27 protein-coding genes and 1 pseudogene are annotated in these 16579 nt (G+C 64.7%); 18 read left to right on the forward strand and 10 right to left on the reverse strand.

Translation table 11 applies throughout. From position 1 onward, the window contains the following. The first annotated feature begins 208 nt into the window (after window positions 1-208). The gene (locus KM135_RS14790) at window positions 209-364 is read left to right on the forward strand and encodes a hypothetical protein (RefSeq protein WP_221714799.1); all 156 of its coding nucleotides are present in this window, start codon (window positions 209-211) and stop codon (window positions 362-364) included. A gap of 4 nt (window positions 365-368) precedes the next feature. Continuing rightward, a complete protein-coding gene (locus KM135_RS14795; RefSeq protein ID WP_221714800.1) occupies window positions 369-662 on the forward strand; it encodes a hypothetical protein in 294 nt (97 codons plus the stop codon). Between the two features lie 38 nt (window positions 663-700). Here the strand turns inward: KM135_RS14795 and KM135_RS14800 are convergent, their stop codons facing one another. The 3 genes and pseudogenes from KM135_RS14800 to KM135_RS14810 all read right to left on the reverse strand — a co-directional run bounded on the left by KM135_RS14800 (window position 701) and on the right by KM135_RS14810 (window position 2740). Beyond that, window positions 701-1132, reverse strand: coding sequence for a hypothetical protein (locus KM135_RS14800; RefSeq protein WP_221714801.1), 432 nt, complete (start codon window positions 1130-1132; stop codon window positions 701-703). Between the two features lie 67 nt (window positions 1133-1199). Continuing rightward, window positions 1200-1925, reverse strand: a pseudogene (locus tag KM135_RS14805) (magnesium chelatase domain-containing protein); the annotation flags it as partial. A 101-nt stretch (window positions 1926-2026) separates the two neighbouring features. Further along, the gene (locus tag KM135_RS14810) at window positions 2027-2740 is read right to left on the reverse strand and encodes a winged helix-turn-helix transcriptional regulator (protein ID WP_221714802.1); all 714 of its coding nucleotides are present in this window, start codon (window positions 2738-2740) and stop codon (window positions 2027-2029) included. A gap of 80 nt (window positions 2741-2820) precedes the next feature. Here KM135_RS14810 and KM135_RS14815 point away from each other — a divergent pair, with 80 nt between their 5' ends. From KM135_RS14815 to KM135_RS14855, 9 genes are all read left to right on the forward strand, one after another. Beyond that, entirely contained in the window at window positions 2821-3255 is a 435-nt protein-coding gene (locus tag KM135_RS14815; RefSeq protein ID WP_221714803.1) for a VOC family protein, read from the forward strand. Window positions 3256-3280: 25 nt separating this feature from the next. After that, window positions 3281-3508 carry a DUF4287 domain-containing protein gene (locus KM135_RS14820; protein WP_221714804.1) on the forward strand — a complete coding sequence of 76 codons (228 nt, stop codon included), beginning with the start codon at window positions 3281-3283 and terminating at the stop codon, window positions 3506-3508. A gap of 155 nt (window positions 3509-3663) precedes the next feature. Further along, window positions 3664-4335 (forward strand): glutathione S-transferase family protein, encoded by a 672-nt coding sequence (locus KM135_RS14825; protein WP_221714805.1) that lies wholly within the window; start codon window positions 3664-3666, stop codon window positions 4333-4335. Continuing rightward, window positions 4332-4688, forward strand: a complete 357-nt coding sequence (locus KM135_RS14830; protein ID WP_221714806.1) for a DUF1428 domain-containing protein — start codon at window positions 4332-4334, stop codon at window positions 4686-4688. Before KM135_RS14825 ends, KM135_RS14830 begins: the two co-directional genes overlap by 4 nt. A 141-nt stretch (window positions 4689-4829) precedes the next feature. After that, entirely contained in the window at window positions 4830-5204 is a 375-nt protein-coding gene (locus tag KM135_RS14835) for a DUF1428 domain-containing protein (RefSeq protein WP_221714807.1), read from the forward strand. Continuing rightward, window positions 5201-5974 (forward strand): VOC family protein, encoded by a 774-nt coding sequence (locus KM135_RS14840; RefSeq protein ID WP_246606155.1) that lies wholly within the window; start codon window positions 5201-5203, stop codon window positions 5972-5974. Before KM135_RS14835 ends, KM135_RS14840 begins: the two co-directional genes overlap by 4 nt. An 11-nt stretch (window positions 5975-5985) precedes the next feature. Further along, a complete protein-coding gene (locus KM135_RS14845; protein ID WP_221714808.1) occupies window positions 5986-6474 on the forward strand; it encodes a VOC family protein in 489 nt (162 codons plus the stop codon). Next, a complete protein-coding gene (locus KM135_RS14850; RefSeq protein ID WP_221714809.1) occupies window positions 6471-7124 on the forward strand; it encodes a glutathione S-transferase family protein in 654 nt (217 codons plus the stop codon). Before KM135_RS14845 ends, KM135_RS14850 begins: the two co-directional genes overlap by 4 nt. Before the next feature lie 22 nt (window positions 7125-7146). Beyond that, the gene (locus KM135_RS14855; protein WP_221714810.1) at window positions 7147-7605 is read left to right on the forward strand and encodes a hypothetical protein; all 459 of its coding nucleotides are present in this window, start codon (window positions 7147-7149) and stop codon (window positions 7603-7605) included. Here the strand turns inward: KM135_RS14855 and KM135_RS14860 are convergent. After that, window positions 7602-8303, reverse strand: coding sequence for a cysteine hydrolase family protein (locus KM135_RS14860; protein ID WP_221714811.1), 702 nt, complete (start codon window positions 8301-8303; stop codon window positions 7602-7604). The genes KM135_RS14855 and KM135_RS14860 overlap by 4 nt on opposite strands. A gap of 137 nt (window positions 8304-8440) precedes the next feature. On the opposite strand from KM135_RS14860, the gene KM135_RS14865 reads away from it, so the two are divergent. The 5 genes from KM135_RS14865 to KM135_RS14885 all read left to right on the forward strand — a co-directional run bounded on the left by KM135_RS14865 (window position 8441) and on the right by KM135_RS14885 (window position 11066). Then, window positions 8441-9106, forward strand: coding sequence for a VOC family protein (locus KM135_RS14865; RefSeq protein WP_221714812.1), 666 nt, complete (start codon window positions 8441-8443; stop codon window positions 9104-9106). A gap of 81 nt (window positions 9107-9187) precedes the next feature. Further along, window positions 9188-9730: a MarR family winged helix-turn-helix transcriptional regulator gene (locus tag KM135_RS14870; protein WP_221714813.1), complete on the forward strand. Its 543-nt coding sequence runs from the start codon at window positions 9188-9190 to the stop codon at window positions 9728-9730. A gap of 213 nt (window positions 9731-9943) precedes the next feature. After that, on the forward strand, window positions 9944-10090 hold the full coding sequence (locus KM135_RS14875; RefSeq protein ID WP_221714814.1) for a hypothetical protein: 147 nt from the start codon (window positions 9944-9946) through the stop codon (window positions 10088-10090). Between the two features lie 113 nt (window positions 10091-10203). Beyond that, window positions 10204-10542: a DMT family protein gene (locus tag KM135_RS14880; RefSeq protein ID WP_221714815.1), complete on the forward strand. Its 339-nt coding sequence runs from the start codon at window positions 10204-10206 to the stop codon at window positions 10540-10542. 80 nt (window positions 10543-10622) lie between these two features. After that, window positions 10623-11066, forward strand: coding sequence for an ester cyclase (locus tag KM135_RS14885; protein WP_221714816.1), 444 nt, complete (start codon window positions 10623-10625; stop codon window positions 11064-11066). Window positions 11067-11079: 13 nt separating this feature from the next. Here the strand turns inward: KM135_RS14885 and ruvC are convergent, their stop codons facing one another. The 3 genes from ruvC to KM135_RS14900 are packed head-to-tail and all read right to left on the reverse strand — an operon-like array spanning window position 11080 to window position 12673. Continuing rightward, window positions 11080-11580, reverse strand: coding sequence for a crossover junction endodeoxyribonuclease RuvC (ruvC, locus tag KM135_RS14890; RefSeq protein ID WP_221714817.1), 501 nt, complete (start codon window positions 11578-11580; stop codon window positions 11080-11082). Beyond that, entirely contained in the window at window positions 11580-11930 is a 351-nt protein-coding gene (locus KM135_RS14895; RefSeq protein WP_221714818.1) for a DUF3147 family protein, read from the reverse strand. The genes ruvC and KM135_RS14895 overlap by 1 nt, the downstream gene beginning before the upstream one ends. Next, on the reverse strand, window positions 11930-12673 hold the full coding sequence (locus KM135_RS14900) for a YebC/PmpR family DNA-binding transcriptional regulator (protein ID WP_221714819.1): 744 nt from the start codon (window positions 12671-12673) through the stop codon (window positions 11930-11932). Before KM135_RS14900 ends, KM135_RS14895 begins: the two co-directional genes overlap by 1 nt. A 149-nt stretch (window positions 12674-12822) precedes the next feature. Here KM135_RS14900 and KM135_RS14905 point away from each other — a divergent pair, with 149 nt between their 5' ends. Then, complete coding sequence (locus KM135_RS14905) at window positions 12823-13929, forward strand: glycerophosphodiester phosphodiesterase (protein WP_246606157.1); 1107 nt, start codon at window positions 12823-12825, stop codon at window positions 13927-13929. A gap of 6 nt (window positions 13930-13935) precedes the next feature. Here KM135_RS14905 and KM135_RS14910 read toward each other — a convergent pair whose 3' ends face one another. From KM135_RS14910 to KM135_RS14920, 3 genes are read right to left on the reverse strand one after another with little or no spacing between them, the layout of a single operon-like run. After that, on the reverse strand, window positions 13936-14715 hold the full coding sequence (locus KM135_RS14910) for a sulfite exporter TauE/SafE family protein (RefSeq protein WP_221714820.1): 780 nt from the start codon (window positions 14713-14715) through the stop codon (window positions 13936-13938). Between the two features lie 6 nt (window positions 14716-14721). After that, window positions 14722-15237 (reverse strand): rhodanese-like domain-containing protein, encoded by a 516-nt coding sequence (locus KM135_RS14915; protein ID WP_221714821.1) that lies wholly within the window; start codon window positions 15235-15237, stop codon window positions 14722-14724. Between the two features lie 4 nt (window positions 15238-15241). Beyond that, window positions 15242-15556, reverse strand: coding sequence for an ArsR/SmtB family transcription factor (locus KM135_RS14920; protein WP_246606159.1), 315 nt, complete (start codon window positions 15554-15556; stop codon window positions 15242-15244). Window positions 15557-15631: 75 nt separating this feature from the next. Here KM135_RS14920 and KM135_RS14925 point away from each other — a divergent pair, with 75 nt between their 5' ends. Continuing rightward, window positions 15632-16546, forward strand: coding sequence for an MBL fold metallo-hydrolase (locus tag KM135_RS14925; protein ID WP_221714822.1), 915 nt, complete (start codon window positions 15632-15634; stop codon window positions 16544-16546). Window positions 16547-16579 lie beyond the last annotated feature (33 nt).

Here is a 16579-nt window from a genome sequence, read left to right on the forward strand (position 1 = left end):
TTTCTAGCTAGGCCACCATTTTGGTGGGTTTAGTGTCGTAAGTCAACCCGCTTCACCGCCCGAATAGGGCTTTGAATCGATGACTACTACCTCTCACACAATCCTCTGCGGCTCCTGCAAGTGCGCGGTGCAGAGCGTTCCCAATCCGAAAGCTCACGATAAGGTCACCTGTCCTAGGTGCAACCGTAGCGACCGCTTCGATGCAGTCATGCGGGTCGTCAAGGAGCACGTCACCCACAGCACGGCACGCGCTCTCCACGAAGGCATGGCCAAGGCCGTGCGTGGCAGCAAGTTCCTCAAGCTGACGTCTAACGGCCCGGGCTATCGCTCGTTCCGGTGGATCGCCAGCGGTTATGGGAGTTAAGGACATGGCGCAGTTCCTCATCACCTACGACAACAAGCCCCCGCGTGACTACCGGCGCCTATATCAACTCATGGCGGGCTGGAAGGCCGTGCGTATGGCTGACTCGGTTTGGCTGGCAAATTTAGTCGGCCCGGCTCCAGTCGTTCGCGACGTTGTCCAAAATACTCTGCAGCGAAACGATAACGTGGCCGTCGTCGAATTGAAGCAGGGCGCGGACTGGGCAGTCAGCAATGCAACCCCGGTTGCAGCACGTATATGGCTGTCGAGTTACGTAACGCCAAGCCAAGCAGCCGCCTAACCACGGGGCCGCATTGAGCGGCCCCGTGCACTTCCCGATCATCGCACAACCTCCCACTGCAACCACAGCCCGGTGTCTTCCACAGACCGCACCAGCCCCTTATCCCGCTTGTCTCGCAGCACATGCCCGACACGGCGCGTCATCACGTCTAGAATGCCCTTGTCATGCTCTAGGCCGCGTTGCTGGACGATCATGGCGGCAATCTCGCGTGTGGACAGTGGACCCTTGGCAACGCGCAGGATGGACAGCACAGCGCGGCTCATCTCCCCTCGCTTGCTCCATGACTTGGGCGGCATGAACACCTTGGGCAAGATGCTCTCCTGCACGAAGTCGGGCGCGAACAGCCGTATCGTGGCGTCCACATGCTCTAGGTCTGTGCTGAGTTGCTGTAGCCGCGCATGGCAGCGGGCTATCTCGTCGGTCATGTCGGCGCGCTTCCGTTTGAGCGCTTCAAGGGCGTAGTCAGTCATTGCGGGAATCTAGCGGATTTGCTAGGTTACGGGCAGTTAGAGGCTGGTGCGTTTGCTACATAATGCCGAGCGCCTCGGCGGGCGTCAGCGGCGGGAGAATACCGGGCAGGCAGCTGGCCATCAGCGACTTGCCGGCGCCGGGAGGCCCGGCCATCAGCAGATTGTGCCCGCCAGCCGCCGCAATCTCCAGCGCGCGCTTGGCGGTCTCCTGTCCTTTGACCTGGCGCAGATCGGGACCGATCTGCACGGGCTCGGCCTCGCCGGCCTGCGGGCGCGGGAGGATGTTGCTGCCCTTCAGATGATTGATGAGGCTAAGCAGATCAGGCGCGGCGAGGACGCCTTCGGAGCCTGCCCAGGCGGCTTCGGCGCCCTGCGCGGCCGGGCAGATCAGGGTAAGGTTTTGCTGGGTGGCGTGAAGGGCTGCGAGCAGCACGCCGGGGATGGGCGCGATGCGCCCGTCGAGGCCGAGCTCGCCGACGACGAGATGTTCGGCGAGGTCTTCCGCATCGACCACGCCCATCGCGGCGAGCAGCGCCAGCGCGATCGGGAGATCATAATGCGAGCCTTCCTTGGGCAGGTCGGCCGGCGAGAGATTGACGGTGATGCGCTTGGGCGGGAGCGAGAGGCCGATCGCGGCGATGGCATTGCGCACGCGCTCGCGGGATTCGGCGACCGCCTTGTCGGCGAGACCGACGACGATGAAGTTTGGCAGACCGGAGACGAGGCGGCATTGCACTTCGACCGGGCGGGCTTCGAGGCCGAGAAAGGCGGTTGTCGCGACGGTCCCGATCACGGCTGCTTGTTCCCCCTTTGTCCCATATGCTGGGGAGCGGGCGTGGAGTCGAGGGGAATCTTCAGGTTCCTCCCCGGAATGGAGAGGGGGACCGTTCGCGATCAGTCCTTCACGACCACCTTTTCCGGAAGCTCGAACAGGTCAGGAAAGGCCGCGATCAGCGTCGGATCGCCTTCCACGCTCAGCAGCCCTTCGGCTTCCAGCGCGGGGATCGGCACTTCGCCGTGGACGAAGGCGCCGAGGCCGGGAGCGGTGCCGGAGAAGGTGAAGGCCGCGTCCTTCGGCTCCTCGCGCGTGATGACGATCTCGCCCTTGCGGACATGGCCGCGGAAGGCGAGCGCGCCGAAGCGGAAGCCGACGATGAAATCGAGATCGCCCACGCGCTCGGGCACGATCAGCGTGCGTAGCGAGAGCATCATCGACACCGGGCTGATCGGCAGGTTGGGATTATGCGCGGGAGACGCGGCGGCCCAGCGGCCCAACTCCTTGACGATGATCTCCGCGCGATAGCCCCAGGGGGTCAGTCCATAGACCTGAACGTTGGCCGGCGGCGGCAGGGTCGTCCTGGTGACGATGCCGCGTGCTTCGAGCTCCTGCAGGCGCTGGGTCAGCACATTAGCGCTGATGCCGGGCAGATCGCTCCGCAAGTCACCGAAACGTCGCGGGCCGAGCATAAGCTCGCGGACGACGAAGAGTGCCCATCTTTCGCCAAGCAATTCAAGGCCATGAGCCATACCGCAAGCGTCATCGAAGCGGCGGCTGTCGCTTCCCTTCATCTCCATTTTGGACCGGTTGGTTGCTTTTTCTAACTTCATAGTTGCAATATGTAACTCATCAAGCCACGATTGTCAAGGTTGAGCCGATTCGCTCGGCGCGAGTTCGAGAGGAGTGCGTGATGGACAAGATGATCTTCGTGAACCTGCCGGTGACCGACCTGGCGAAGTCAATCGCCTTTTACGAGGCGTTGGGCGCGACCGCCGATCCGGTATTCCGCGAGGAAGGCACGACGCAGATGATGCATGTGTCGCCGACGATCTGCGTGATGCTGCTGACGCATGCACGGTTCAGCGGCTTCACCGACCGCAAGATCCCCAATGCGCATGAGACGGCGCAGGTGCTGCTTTGCCTCTCCGAGGAGAGCCGCGAGGTGGTCGATGCGCAGACCGAGAAAGCGGCCGCCAGTGGGGGCGTGGCCGATCCCAATCCCAAGCAGGATCATGGCTTCATGTACGGCCGCAGCTATGCCGATCCCGATGGTCATATCTGGGAAGTGGTGTGGATGGACATGGACGCGGCCATGTCCGGCGGTGTCGAGGCCGCGACGGCCTGAGCCTGACGAACCGGGGAGACGCGCCATGTCATTCCAGGCCTATCTGGACACTATCCAGGCCAAGACCGGCCAGACGCCGGATGACTTCCGTGCCTATGCCGTGTGGCAGGGCTATGTGGATGACGGCACGCTGCGACCGGACGTGAAGGCCGGGACGATCGTCGCCGACCTGAAGCGCGATTTCGGCCTCGGTCATGGCCATGCGATGGCGATTTATGCCCTGCTGAAGGGGATGAAGTCAGAGGCCGTCTAGGACTAGCCCCTCTCCTTCAGGGGAGGGGTTGGGGTGGGGCTGGGCGGTCCGATTGTTCGCTTCGCGAGCGATGCTGGCGCATCGCCACCACCCCAACCCCTCCTCTGAAGAGGAGGGGCTAAGAGTTAGAACCGACCTTATCCAAGGAGGATCAGATGCCACAGAGAGACGATGCCGCCATCGAGGTGACGGCGTTCGAATGGGTGCCGGATTTCGCGCGGGGCCATGTCCGCGATCTGCGGGTCCGCTGGGCGCTTGAGGAAATCGGACTGGACTATCGCACGCGCCTCATCAGCGCGATGGATCGCCCGGCCTACTATTTCGGCGAGCAGCCTTATGGGCAGGTGCCCTATTACAAGGAAGGCGATGTCGAGATTTTCGAGAGCGGCGCGATCGTGCTGCACATCGCCGAAAAGGACGAGCGGCTGCTGCCGCGCGATCCGGTCGGCCGCGCCCGTGCCCAGACCTGGCTCATCTCCGCGCTGAACAGCATGGAGCCGTACATCATGAACATGGTGACGATCGATACCTTCTGCGCGGGGCAGGAATGGGCGACGCTGCGTCGGCCCGCGCAGGTCGACATGATGGAGCGCCGTCTCCAGCACCTCTCGACCGCGCTCGGTGACAAGAACTGGCTGGAGGACCGCTTCACCGTGGGCGACCTCATGATGGTCGAGGCGCTGCGGAACCTTTCGGCCGATCAGTTGTCGATACCCCGGAACCTCATCGATTATTGCGCGCGGGGCGAGGCCCGTCCCGCATTCCAGGCCGCGCTTGCCGCGCAGATGGCCGATTTCAAGCCAGCCGAAGAAGGAGTGCCAGCATGACCTATGTCGATGGATTTCTCTGCCCCGTGAAGCCGGGCCGCAAAGCCGACTATCTCGAAATGGCCAAGATGGCGGCCCCATTGTTCATCGAATATGGCGCGACCCGCGTGGTCGAGACGTGGAACGACGATCTCATGGTCGGCAAGACCAACGATTTCCGCACCGCCGTCATCGCCGAGGAAGGCGAGGACGTGGTGTTCTCCTGGATCGAGTGGCCGGACAAGGCGACGCGCGACAAGGGCTGGGAAACCATGATGAAGGACGAGCGCATGAAGGGACCGGAGGACAATCCCATGGCCGGCGCGCGGATGATCTATGGCGGGTATTCGGTGATTCTCGATCAGAGTGCCTGATATGCTGTTCCCCGGCGAAGGCCGGGGTCCAGTCTCGGCGCGGAGCGCCGACACGCCGCCGCGTGATCATGAGTGAGGTCTGGACCCCCGCCTTCGCGGGGGAACAGGAACGAGGGGCATCTTCCGTCAAGGAGAGGATCAATGCCTTATATCGACGGTTTCGTTCTGGCCGTGCCCACGGCCGACAAGCAGAAGTTCATCGACCATGCCAACAAGGGTGACAGTGTGTTCATGGATCTGGGCGCGACCCGCATCCTGGAATGCTGGGGCGATGACGTGCCCGACGGCAAGCAGACCGATTTCCGCATGGCCGTGAAGGCCAGAGACGACGAGACCGTCTGCTTCTCCTGGGTCGAGTGGCCCGACAAGGCGACGCGCGATGCGGCCATGGGCAGGATCGAGGATCTGATGAAGACCGACGACCGGATGAACCCGGAGAAGAATCCGATGCCGTTCGACGGCCAGCGGATGATCTTCGGCGGCTTCTCGCCGATCGTCCATCTGGGAGAGAGATGATGCCCAACAAGCAGGGCGAGTATATCTGGTACGAGCTGATGACGCCCGACATTGAGGGCGCGCGCGCCTTCTATGCGGCGGTGGTCGGCTGGAAGATCGGCGACAAGAGTGACATGCCGGGCATGGACTATCGCATGATCAACGCGCCGGACGCGATGGTCGGCGGGATCATGCCTCTCAATCAGGACATGATCGACGGCGGCGGGTTTCCGATCTGGATCGGCTATGTGGGCGTCAATGACGTCGATGCGACGGCGGCGGCGATCAAGGCGAAGGGTGGCACTATCCACCTGCCTCCGTTCGACATTCCCGGCGTCGGCCGGCTCGCCATGGCGAGCGATCCGCAAGGCGCGCCCTTCTATGTGATGCGCGGCGCCGTCGAGGACGGCACGAGTACGGCCTTCGCGGTCGAGGCGGACGGCCATTGCGAATGGAACGAGCTCTCGACCACGGACCAGAAGGCCGCGCACGACTTTTACGAGAGCCTGTTCGGCTGGACCAATGCCGAGTCCATGCCGATGGGGGCGATGGGCGACTATCGCTTCCTCTATGTCGATGATCTGCGCATCGGCGCGACCGTCGAGCAGAAGGACCGCCCCGCGCTCTGGCGCCACTATTTCCACGTGCCTTCGATCGCCAAGTCGGCCGAGGCCGTGAAGGCAGGCGGCGGCAGCATCGACATGGGGCCGCACGAGGTTCCGGGCGGCGGACATATCATCATCGGCACCGACCCGCAGGGCGCGCAGTTCGCGCTGTCCGGGCCGCTTTGAGGAGAAACATCATGAGCAATCCGATCACCACATGCCTGTGGTTCGACGGCACGGCCGAGGAGGCCGCCGCCTTCTATGTGACGCTGATGCCCGACAGCCATGTCGACAAGACCATGCGCGCGCCGTCCGACAATCCCTCGACCAGCGAGGGCGCGGTGCTGGTCGTCGAGTTCACGCTGGGCGGGCAGAAATTCATCGGCCTCAATGGCGGCCCGATGTTCAAGCATAGCGAGGCGGTGAGCTTCCAGATCCATACCGACGATCAGGCGCATACCGACCGGCTGTGGGACGCGATCGTCTCCAACGGCGGCGAGGAGAGCCAGTGCGGCTGGTGCAAGGATCGCTGGGGCGTCAGCTGGCAGATCACGCCGAAGCGTCTGACGCAGCTGGTCGCCGATCCCGATCCCGAGGTGGCGCGGCGCGCTTTCGAGGCGATGATGACGATGCGCAAGATCGATATTGCCGCGCTCGAAGCAGCCGTGGCGGCGCAGCCGGCATGAGCTACACGCTCTACGCGCATCCCTTCTCCAGCTATTGCTGGAAGGCCTATATCGCGCTCTACGAGAAGGAGCTCCCGTTCGAGCACCGGATCGTGGAGAGCGCGGAGGCGATGGCGGACCTGCGCAAGCACTGGTCGCTCGGCAAATTCCCGGTGCTGGAAGACGAGGGCGTGCCGGTCTTCGAATCCACGACGATCATCGAATATCTGGACCTGCGGCATTATGAGCGCGCGCCACTGTTGCCGGCCAACGCGGTCGACGCGCTGGATGTGCGGTTCATGGACCGGATCTTCGACAATCATGTGATGACGCCGATGAACGCGATCGTGCAGGAATATCTGATCAACCGCGAGGCGCCCGATCAGAGCCGGATCGAGAAAGGCGAGGCCGCGCTGGACGCGATCTACGCCTGGCTGGAGGTTCGGCTGGCTGGGCGGAGTTGGGCTTGCAGTCATGGCTTCTCGATGGCCGATGTGGCGGCGGCGCCGTCCTTGTTCTATGCTGACTGGGTGCGGCCCATCCCGGAGACGATGCCGACGCTCAAGGCGTATCGGGCGCGGCTCAACGAACGGCCTTCGGTGGCGCGCTGCATCGAGAATGCGCGGCCCTATCGCGGCTATTTTCCGCCGGGCGCGCCGGACCGCGACTGATCGCGGAACGAGGGGGACGGGCATGATGGGGCGCTATTTCTGGAAAGCCTGGCTGCTCGCCGGCACGCTGGACATCATCTATGCGGGTGTGCTGTCGGTCTGGTTCGGCGGGACGGTGGGCAGCATGCTGCTCTCGGTCGCATCCGGTCCGTTTGGCAACGGGGTGGCGGACTCGGGCATCGCGGGACAAGCCGCTGGCTTCTGCGTCCATTTCGCGATCATGGCAGTGATGGTCGCCGTCTATGGCGTGCTGGCGCAGCGGCCGCCGCTTTCCACCATGTCGCCCTGGCTCGCGGGCGCGCTCTATGGGCTGGCGCTGTATGGAGTCATGTACTGGATCGTGCTGCCGCTGCGCTTCCCCACGGTGCATCCGATCACCGAGCCGGCGCGCGTGGCGCGAGCGCTCTTCCCGCACATCGCGCTAGTCGGCTGGCCGATCGCGCTGATTGCCCGGCGGGTGTTCGGGCCCCGGCCGGCCTAGTTTGCCTCCGCCATCGCCGGCTGGAGCAGCGCTTCGATCTCGTCGGTCGACATGACGTCGGCGAAGAGGAACATCATGTTGTTGAGCGTCGCATTATGCTCGGCATCGCTGAGCGCGGCATTGGCGTCGGTGGCGAAGATCACCTTGTAGTTGAGCTGCATCGCGTCGCGCGCCGTCGATTCGCAGCAGCAATTGGTGAGCGTACCGCTGATGATCAGCGTGTCGATGCCGCGGGCGCGCAGCTCGGTGTCGAGATCGCAGGTGCCGGGGATGAAGGCGCCGAAGCGCTTCTTCTCGATCGTGCGGTCGGCAGCGCTGTCGATATCGAGCGCGGGCCAGAGCTGCCAATGATGCGCCCCGGGCGTGAAGGCGTCCTGATGGCCCTTCGCAATGTCCTGCGTGAAGCGGCCATAGAAGGTGGACCAGCTGTCCAGATCGCCGATCGGCGTGGTGAACTGAACGAAGTAATTGGCGCCGCCGGCCGTGCGGATGGCCTGGCTGATCCGGTTCACATTGGGCACGATCTCGCGCGCGATCGGTACCTCGACCGGCGCGCCCTGCTCGACGAAGCCGTTCTGCATGTCGACGATGATGTGCGCGGTGCGGGCGGGATCGAGGGTCTCGAGGACATGAAGCCGTCCGCCGCGCGCCTGCGTGAGCCGCGCCACCAGATCGGGATCGAGTTGGATCTTGTGCATGAGACTCCCTCCTCTACTGCAAGGTACCCTTCGCCTCGGCTTGAAGCAACATAAGCCCCTGCCACTGCCCCTGAATGGGAGGGGCTTATGTGGAGCGTGGGAGGGAAAATCGCTTCTGGCCATGCTAGAGCCGCTGCATGACAGGACGATCGCGCGGGCGGCCGCGCCATGACGATGTGCTGACGCCCGCCGAGTGGAAGACGGTGGAGTTGCTGCGCCATGGCATGCCGGTCCGCGTAGTGGCGCAGCGGCGCGGCATCTCGGTGGATGCGGTGCGCTTCCACATCGCCAATGCTGTCGACAAGCTCGGCCTTTCCGGGCTGCGGGACCTGCGCCGCTGGCAGGGCGTCGCCGGGCACAGCGCGCTCAAGCGGAGAAGGACCAAGGGTATGACGCAGGCATCGACGCAGACGCTGGCGCTGGGCATGATCGGACAGATTTCGCGTTCGGTGAGCGACATCGAGGCGGCGGTTGCCTGGTATCGTGACGTGCTGGGCCTCACCCATCTCTTCACCGCGGGCACGCTCGCTTTCTTCGATTGCGGCGGCACGCGACTCTATCTCGATCAGGGCGACGTGAAGACCGAATCCGTGCTCTATTTCCGCGTAGAGGACATTCATGGCGCGCATGAGGCACTCGTCGCGCGCGGCGCGGTCAGCGTTGCCGTCCCGCACATGATCCATCGCCATCCGAACGGCATGGAGGAATGGATGGCCTTCTTCGCCGATCCCGACGCAGGGGCCGTGAGCGATCCGCATGGGCGGCTGATCGCCATCATGGCGCAAGCGATGCCGGACAATTGATATCCTCAACCAAGCCCCGTTCCATTCTTACCACAACAGACTACAAGGGTAGGATTCGAGGGGCAGGGTTACGGAGGAGTCATGGCAGCCGACAACGGCGCGAAGAAGACTACCGATCGGCAGGAGGGACGTATCGGGGATTTCGAGGACTGGGCCGATCATTATAATGACTTCTATCCGGCCGGAAAGCGCCTGGACCGCGAATATCGCCTCTCGCGTCTGTTGGTCATGGCCGGCCGCTCCTGGACGACGCATATCGACAATCGCCTGCGCGCCGAAACAGGGCAGAGCCGCGCGCGCTGGCAGGCGCTCTTCACCATCGCCTTCGGCCCGCAGCCAGTGACGCTGACCGATCTCGGCCAGCGCCTGTTCGTGCAATGGCCGACGCTGGTGCGCGTCATCGAGGGACTCGCCACCGACGGCCTCATCAAGCGCATCGACAATCCGCGCGACGGCCGCTCCAAGCTCGTCTCGCTGACGCCGGAGGGGCTCGCGGTCGTCAAGAAGATCCAGCCCATCCTCGACGAGGAGCGGCGCGTCATGCTCTCGGATCTCGACGACAAGGATCTCGAAGTCTGCGCCGAATTGCTGCACCGGATGTTCGGGCGGGTGGCGCGAGTCTGAGGTCCGGGTGAAGCGGGCACGCATCGGCGCACGGTTGCGAGGCGGGCGCGGCCAGCGAGCGTCCCGACCCGGTATATCTCAACGTTCCGTCCGAGCCGAACGGTTCGCCCCAAAAGGGTTGAATAAAAATATCTACAATGATAGGTATAGGCTTCGCATGACGATGTGCGTGGCCTCCATGCGGCTGCGCGCGAACTGACGAGAGGCTGCCCAATGCTGCACGTCGAGCCGACATCGGCCCGCTCAGGCGCGGTGCTGTCCGGTTTCGACACGGCGTCGGTCGCCATCTGCAATGCCCTTCCGGTCGCACGGCATCTGCCGGGTATTGCTGCCATCCGCGAAGCAACCGCGGATCACTGAACGCTCGTCGCTCCCTCCAGCGACGACAGACTATGCCCCCTGCTCCATCCCCCCGGAGCAGGGGGCGTTTTTTCGTGATGGCGCTTCGCTGCGCGGCCGGGCATGTCTGCGCGATGCCCACCATCGCCCTGCTGCTCGCGTCGAATGTCCTCATGACCATTGCCTGGTACTGGCATCTGAAAGGCGGCATGACGAAGCCGCTGATCGTGGTCATCCTGATCAGCTGGGGTATCGCCTTCTTCGAATATTGCTTTGCCGTGCCCGCCAACCGGCTCGGCTATGCCAGTGGCTGGAGCGCGGGCCAGCTCAAGATCGCGCAGGAAGTGATCGCGCTGCTGGTGTTCGGCGTGTTCATGGTGACGTTCCTGGGCGAGCCGCTGCATTGGCGGCATCTTGGCGCCTTTCTGTGCCTGATGGGTGCGGTGGCGTTTCTGTTCTGGGGGCGGGGCTAGACGGAACAACGAGATATTACCCGGATAATATTGACGACCCAATTCAGCCCGGATAGAACTCCCGACGGAAAGGGAGTGTCATGACGATCGATCAGCAGCGAAAGCGCCGCCTCGCAAGCTTCATCCGCGAGGTCTGGGACGAAGGGGATACCGATGCGGCCGATGCCTATCTGGCGGAGAGCTACACGATCCATCACGATCCCGGTGACCCCTGGGATGGGATGACGCTCGACCTGGCCGGATTCAAGCAGCGCGTCGCAATGTCGCGCGCGGCCTTTCCGGACCAGCGGTTCGACATTCAGGCCCTCTTTGCGGACGGGCCGGGCATTGCAATGACGTGGCTCTGGTCAGGCACGCACAAGGGCGACCTGCCAGGCTTTCCCGCGACGGGTAAAGTCGTCCGCATGTCCGGCGCGACGGTCTATCTGCTCGATGCGGCGGAGCGTCTGACCGGTCATTGGCAGGTGACAGATCGGCTCGGCGTCTATCAGCAGCTGCAGCAAAACAAGATGGCCACTGGCTGATCCGTCCCCGCGCCTAGAGCCGCTGGCGTGTCCCTATCTGCCGCGCGCTATGCCCCATATGCGCGTGCGTGATCGCGACGGCGAGGGCGTCGGCGGCGTCCGCGCCGGAAATTGCTGCACCAGGCAGCAGCCGCGAGACCATGGCGTGGACCTGCTCCTTGCTGGCATTGCCGACGCCGACGACCGATTTCTTGACCAGTCGCGCGGCATATTCGCCGACCGGCATGCCCGAGCGCGCCGCGCCGAGCAGGACGACGCCGCGCGCCTGCCCCAGCTTCAGGGTCGACTGCGGATTGGCGTTGACGAACACTTCCTCGACCGCTGCCTCATCCGGATTGTGCGCAGCAATCAGTGTGGCGAGCGCAGCATCGAGCGCAACGAGCCGCGTCGGCAATGCAGCATTGCTGTCCGTGCGGATCTGGCCATTGGCGAGATGCGACAACCGGTTGCCCTCGGCGCGGATGAGGCCCCAGCCGGTGGTGCCGAGGCCGGGATCGAGACCGAGGATGATCACTAGAGGCGCAGGCCGAAGCGCGGCCCGATCGCCGTCATCGCCAGATAAAGCGCAACCGCCAGCGCGCAGCTGGCAATCAGCGCCAGCCAGAAGCTGACTCCCTGCCGCAGCAGCAGCGGGATCAACAGGAACATCGGAAGCGAAGGAAGCACATACCAGAAGGTCGCTTCGGCATGGCGCGCCATATTCTCGGCATCCGGTCGGCCCCACCAGAGCAGGATCATGCCGAGCACCGAGACGAGCGGGAGCGAGGCGACCAGCGCCGCCATGGCGGGCTGGCGCTTGCCGATCTCCGCGATCGCCACGATCAGCGCGCCCGAGAGCAGCGCCTTGGCGATCAGCGGGATCATCAGCCCAGCTTCTCCATCACTTCGTCGGGCACTTCATAATTGCCCCACACGGTCTGGACGTCGTCGTCATCGTCGAGCGCATCGACCATCTTGAGCAACGTCGCGGCGTTGCTCTCGTCGAGCTCAACCGTGGTCTGCGGCTTCCAGGCGAGCTTGGCGCTGTCGGCGGCGCCGAGCTTGTCCTCGAGCGCCTTGGCGACTTCGTGGAGCGCGTCCATCGCGGTCCAGATCTCGTGCTCGTCTTCGCTGGACGAGACGTCCTCTGCGCCTGCTTCCAGCGCCGCCTCGAAGATCGCGTCGGCATCGCCCGCGCTTGCCGGATAGGTGATGAGGCCCATGCGATCGAAGCCGTGGCTCACCGCGCCGGAGGCTCCGAGATTGCCGCCATTCTTGGAGAAGGCGGTGCGCACATTGGTCGCCGTGCGGTTGCGGTTGTCGGTCAGCGCCTCGACGATGATCGCCACGCCGCCGGGGCCATAGCCCTCGTAGCGCACTTCTTCGTAGTTCTCGCCGTCGTTCCGGCTCGCCTTGTCGATCGCGCGCTGGATATTGTCCTTGGGCACCGACTGCGCCTTGGCCGCGTTGATCGCGAGGCGCAGGCGCGGATTCATGTCCGGATCGGGCGTGCCCATCTTGGCGGCCACGGTGATTTCGCGCGACAGCTTCGAGAAGGCAGCGGCGCGCTTCTTGTCCTGCGCGCCCTTGCGATGCATGATGTTCTTGAATTTGCTATGGCCTGCCACGGGCCGGCTCCTTCGACTTGAATAGACGGAAAAATGATCGCGCCTCCTATCGCGGCGGGCGGCGAGAGGCAACGGGGCCGTGGCGCTTGCATGCTCTTGTCACAAACATCGCCGAAGGATGCCCGTTCCAGAGAACGAGGAGTGACTTCATGCTGAGCCGCAGGCAGACGATGGGTTATGGCGGCGCGGCACTAGTCGCGGCGATGGCGGGGAGAGCAGGCATGGCCGCGACATTGAAAGGCGACAAACCGCTCGTCTTCGCGCATCGCGGCTGCTCGGCGCTGCGGCCCGAGCATACGCTCGGTGCCTATGCCAAGGCCATCGAAGACGGCGCGGACTCTATCGAGCCCGATCTGGTGGCGACGAAGGACGGGGTGCTCGTCGCGCGGCACGAAAACGAGATTGGGGGCACGACTGACGTTGCAGGGCATCCGGAGTTCGCGGGGCGCAAGACGACGAAGACGGTCGATGGGCAGGCGATCACCGGCTGGTTCACCGAGGATTTCACGCTGGCCGAGCTCAAGACCCTGCGCGCCATCGAGCGGCTGGGTCCGTTGCGGCCGGAAAGCCGGGGTTATGACGGCCAGTTCCAGATTCAGACCTTCGACGAGGTGATCGATTTCGTCGCGGCGCAGGCGGCGGCGCGCGGCCGCGTCATCGGCATCGTGCCGGAGCTCAAGCATTCGACCTATTTTGCGGAGATCGGCCTGCCGCTGGAGGATCGGTTCCTCGCGATGCTCGGCGCGCATGTTTATGCGAAGCGCGCGCCGATCGAGATCCAGTCGTTCGAGACGGCGAACCTGCGCTATCTGCGGCAGAGGATCGGCAAGCCGGCGAATGTGAAGCTGATGCAGCTGTTCGACGAGTTTGCCGCAGTGCCCGCCGATGTCGCGGCCGGAGGCGGTGCTGTCAGCTATGGCGAGATGGCGACGCCAAAGGGACTCGCCACGGTCGCCACCTATGCCGATGTGGCCGCGCCCTGGTCACGCTCGATCATACCGCTCGACGAACAGGGCCATTTCGTCAAGCCGACGACGTTCGTGACGGACGCGCATGCGGCCGGCCTGCTGGTGCGTCTTTACACCTTCCGACCGGAGAACCGCTTCCTCCCGGCCGATCTGCGCGCGCCCGGCGGCGATGATGTGCGCAGCGAGGCAGGCTCTATCGCGGAAATGCGCCGCTATCTTGCGCTCGGCATCGATGGCCTGTTCACGGACGATCCGGCGCTGGGTCGCAAGGCTGTCGATGGCGCCTGAGCAGGCTCAAAGGCCGCGCAGGATGACATAGAGGCCGACGAGGACGACGAGGGTGGCGAACAGGCGGTCGAGCAGGCCCTTATGGGCGGCCAGACGATGGCCGAGGCGGATGCCGAGCAGCGAACCGACCGCACCGCCCGCGATGAGCAGGGCGACGATGGGCCAGTCGACATAGCCGGAGAGGGCGTAGGAGGTGGCGGTGGTGAGGCCGAGCGCGGTTACGACGACCAGCGAGGTGCCGACCGCGAAACGCAGCGGCATGCCGGTCGCGGCGATCAGTGCCGGCACGATCAGGAAGCCGCCGCCGATCCCGAAGAAGCCGGCGGCGAGGCCCACGGCCAGACCTGCCGGCACAAGGCGCGGGAGCAGATGGCCTGCCGTTTGCGCCGTGAGGCGGACGTCGGGCTGCCCCTCCGAAGCCTTTCGCAGCAGCATCGAGACACCGACGCCGATCATCAGCAGGCCGAACAGCAGGAGCAACCGCCCGCCGTCGATCGCCTTGCCGAGTTCGGCGCCGGCGACCGCACCGGCCATGCCCGCCAGCGCGAACACGAGGGCGCAGGGCCACTTCACCGTTCCGGCGCGCGCATGACCGGCCAGCCCGACCGCCGCATTGGCGGCGACGGCGACGGCGGCGGTGCCGATCGCTGCATGTGCCGAGCCCATATGCACGACATAGGCCAGCAGCGGCACGGCAAGGATCGACCCACCGCCACCGACCAGCCCGAGGACGATGCCGATCAAGCCGCCGGACAACAGCGCGGCAAGGATGGTGGCGGTGGCCATGGCGGGTCAGGCCGCAGCGCGGTTCCACGGCATGCGGCGCAGCAGCGTCGCCGTGCCGCACCAGCCGGTCGCCCCGGCCATCATCAGGCCCGCGCCGACGAAGGCAGACAGGCCGAAGAAGGCGGGACTCACCAGGAAGCCGAGCAGCACGCCGAGCAGGACCAGCCCGCCCGCGCCGAGCTGCACCTGGCGCATGATTTCCAAGGGCTGGCGCCGGTCGACCCTGGTTGGCAGGCCGGACTTGCGCCAGGCGTCTATCCCGCCCTCGAGCAGGTAGCATTCGCCGCTGGCGACGGCCTGCGCGAGCGTATCGGCATTGGCGCGGGTCCGCATGCCGGAGCGGCAATGGAAAATGACCGGGCCGTCGGGCGCCGCACCCGCTTGCAGATGCGCGAGCGGCAGATTGACGGCGCCGGCAATCTTTTCGCGGGCATGCTCGTCGGGGTCGCGAATATCGATCAGCGATGCGCCGGCCTTGATCGCCGCCTGCGCTTGCGCCGGGGTCATGGATTTGATCGTCATCTCGTCAGTCCTTGCAATAGAGGTCATAGAGCGTTGCGAGCAGCGTTTCCGTCTTCGCGTCGCCGATGCGGTACCAGAGCGTCTGGCTCTCGCGCCGGAAGGCAACCAGGCCCTCGTCCCGCATCTTCGCGAGATGCTGGGACAAGGCCGAGAGCGACAGGCCGACCTGCGTCGCGAGGTCGCCCACCGTCATCTCGCCATGCTCGGCGAGCTTGCAGAGCACCATCAGGCGCCGGCCATTGGCCATTGCCTTCAGTCGCTCGGACACCTCGCCGGCTTTTCTCTCGAACGTTGCCATGTCCATCTGGACGGTCGGCATTGGGCATTGCTCCTTTAGCTATTGCTAATTTAGTTTATTCTAATATACAGTCAAGACATGAATCGGGAGATACCCATGGACCTCAATCAAAATGCTTCGGAAGCCGCGACGACCCAGCCGGAGATCGTGGCCTTCTTCGACGAGCCGACCAACACGATCAGCTATCTGGTCGGTGACCCGGCGAGCGGTGTCGCTGCGGTGATTGATCCGGTGCTCGACTTCGATCTGGCCAGCGGCGAGGCGGACACGCGCTCGGCCGCCCGCATTCTCGCCGCCGCGCGGCAACGGAACTGGCGGATCGAGATGGTGCTGGAGACTCACGCGCATGCCGATCATCTTTCCGCCGCGCCTTTCATCAAGGCGCATACCGGCGCGTGGATCGGCATCGGCGCCCATATTCGCGACGTGCAGCGCATCTTCCGTCCCGTCTTCGCGATGGAGGATCTGCGAACCGACGGATCGGACTTCGACCGGCTGTTCACGGATGGCGAGCGGTTCGCGATCGGGACCCTCGAAGTCGAGGCAATGCACGTACCCGGCCACACGCCGGCGGACATGGCCTATCGCGTCGGCGACGCCGTGTTCGTCGGCGATACGCTCTTCATGCCGGACTATGGCACGGCCCGTGCGGACTTTCCGGGCGGCGACGCGCGCACGCTCTATCGCTCGATCCGCCGCGTGCTGAGCCTGCCGGACGAGACGCGGCTGTTCCTGTGCCACGACTACAAGGCGCCGGGGCGCGACGACTATCGCTGGGAAACGAGCGTCGGCGAGGAACGGCGGCACAGCATCCATGTTCATGACGGGGTGACGGAGGCCGAATTCGTCGCCATGCGCGAGGCGCGCGATGCCGGGCTTGCGGTGCCCAGGCTGCTGCTGCCCTCGATCCAGGTGAACATCCGCGCCGGTCACTTTCCGGAGGCGGAGGCCAATGGCGTGCGGTATCTGCGCATTCCGGTGAAGCTGCCGGACGATGCGGCATCGGCTTGAACGCTCGAGGCTGATCGGCGCGGGACGGAATTT

Origin of the sequence: Sphingobium xanthum, assembly GCF_019737615.1 — a bacterium.
Lineage (GTDB): Bacteria > Pseudomonadota > Alphaproteobacteria > Sphingomonadales > Sphingomonadaceae > Sphingobium > Sphingobium xanthum.

Bases quoted from the DNA above. Each gene is read 5' to 3' on its own strand.
- KM135_RS14790 (WP_221714799.1), top strand. From the start codon at position 209: ATGCGGGTCGTCAAGGAGCACGTCACCCACAGCACGGCACGCGCTCTC.
- KM135_RS14795 (WP_221714800.1), top strand. From the start codon at position 369: ATGGCGCAGTTCCTCATCACCTACGACAACAAGCCCCCGCGTGACTAC.
- KM135_RS14800 (WP_221714801.1), bottom strand. From the start codon at position 1,132: ATGACTGACTACGCCCTTGAAGCGCTCAAACGGAAGCGCGCCGACATG.
- KM135_RS14810 (WP_221714802.1), bottom strand. From the start codon at position 2,740: ATGAAGTTAGAAAAAGCAACCAACCGGTCCAAAATGGAGATGAAGGGA.
- KM135_RS14815 (WP_221714803.1), top strand. From the start codon at position 2,821: ATGGACAAGATGATCTTCGTGAACCTGCCGGTGACCGACCTGGCGAAG.
- KM135_RS14820 (WP_221714804.1), top strand. From the start codon at position 3,281: ATGTCATTCCAGGCCTATCTGGACACTATCCAGGCCAAGACCGGCCAG.
- KM135_RS14825 (WP_221714805.1), top strand. From the start codon at position 3,664: ATGCCACAGAGAGACGATGCCGCCATCGAGGTGACGGCGTTCGAATGG.
- KM135_RS14830 (WP_221714806.1), top strand. From the start codon at position 4,332: ATGACCTATGTCGATGGATTTCTCTGCCCCGTGAAGCCGGGCCGCAAA.
- KM135_RS14835 (WP_221714807.1), top strand. From the start codon at position 4,830: ATGCCTTATATCGACGGTTTCGTTCTGGCCGTGCCCACGGCCGACAAG.
- KM135_RS14840 (WP_246606155.1), top strand. From the start codon at position 5,201: ATGATGCCCAACAAGCAGGGCGAGTATATCTGGTACGAGCTGATGACG.
- KM135_RS14845 (WP_221714808.1), top strand. From the start codon at position 5,986: ATGAGCAATCCGATCACCACATGCCTGTGGTTCGACGGCACGGCCGAG.
- KM135_RS14850 (WP_221714809.1), top strand. From the start codon at position 6,471: ATGAGCTACACGCTCTACGCGCATCCCTTCTCCAGCTATTGCTGGAAG.
- KM135_RS14855 (WP_221714810.1), top strand. From the start codon at position 7,147: ATGATGGGGCGCTATTTCTGGAAAGCCTGGCTGCTCGCCGGCACGCTG.
- KM135_RS14860 (WP_221714811.1), bottom strand. From the start codon at position 8,303: ATGCACAAGATCCAACTCGATCCCGATCTGGTGGCGCGGCTCACGCAG.
- KM135_RS14865 (WP_221714812.1), top strand. From the start codon at position 8,441: ATGACAGGACGATCGCGCGGGCGGCCGCGCCATGACGATGTGCTGACG.
- KM135_RS14870 (WP_221714813.1), top strand. From the start codon at position 9,188: ATGGCAGCCGACAACGGCGCGAAGAAGACTACCGATCGGCAGGAGGGA.
- KM135_RS14875 (WP_221714814.1), top strand. From the start codon at position 9,944: ATGCTGCACGTCGAGCCGACATCGGCCCGCTCAGGCGCGGTGCTGTCC.
- KM135_RS14880 (WP_221714815.1), top strand. From the start codon at position 10,204: ATGCCCACCATCGCCCTGCTGCTCGCGTCGAATGTCCTCATGACCATT.
- KM135_RS14885 (WP_221714816.1), top strand. From the start codon at position 10,623: ATGACGATCGATCAGCAGCGAAAGCGCCGCCTCGCAAGCTTCATCCGC.
- KM135_RS14895 (WP_221714818.1), bottom strand. From the start codon at position 11,930: ATGATCCCGCTGATCGCCAAGGCGCTGCTCTCGGGCGCGCTGATCGTG.
- KM135_RS14905 (WP_246606157.1), top strand. From the start codon at position 12,823: ATGCTGAGCCGCAGGCAGACGATGGGTTATGGCGGCGCGGCACTAGTC.
- KM135_RS14910 (WP_221714820.1), bottom strand. From the start codon at position 14,715: ATGGCCACCGCCACCATCCTTGCCGCGCTGTTGTCCGGCGGCTTGATC.
- KM135_RS14915 (WP_221714821.1), bottom strand. From the start codon at position 15,237: ATGACGATCAAATCCATGACCCCGGCGCAAGCGCAGGCGGCGATCAAG.
- KM135_RS14920 (WP_246606159.1), bottom strand. From the start codon at position 15,556: ATGCCGACCGTCCAGATGGACATGGCAACGTTCGAGAGAAAAGCCGGC.
- KM135_RS14925 (WP_221714822.1), top strand. From the start codon at position 15,632: ATGGACCTCAATCAAAATGCTTCGGAAGCCGCGACGACCCAGCCGGAG.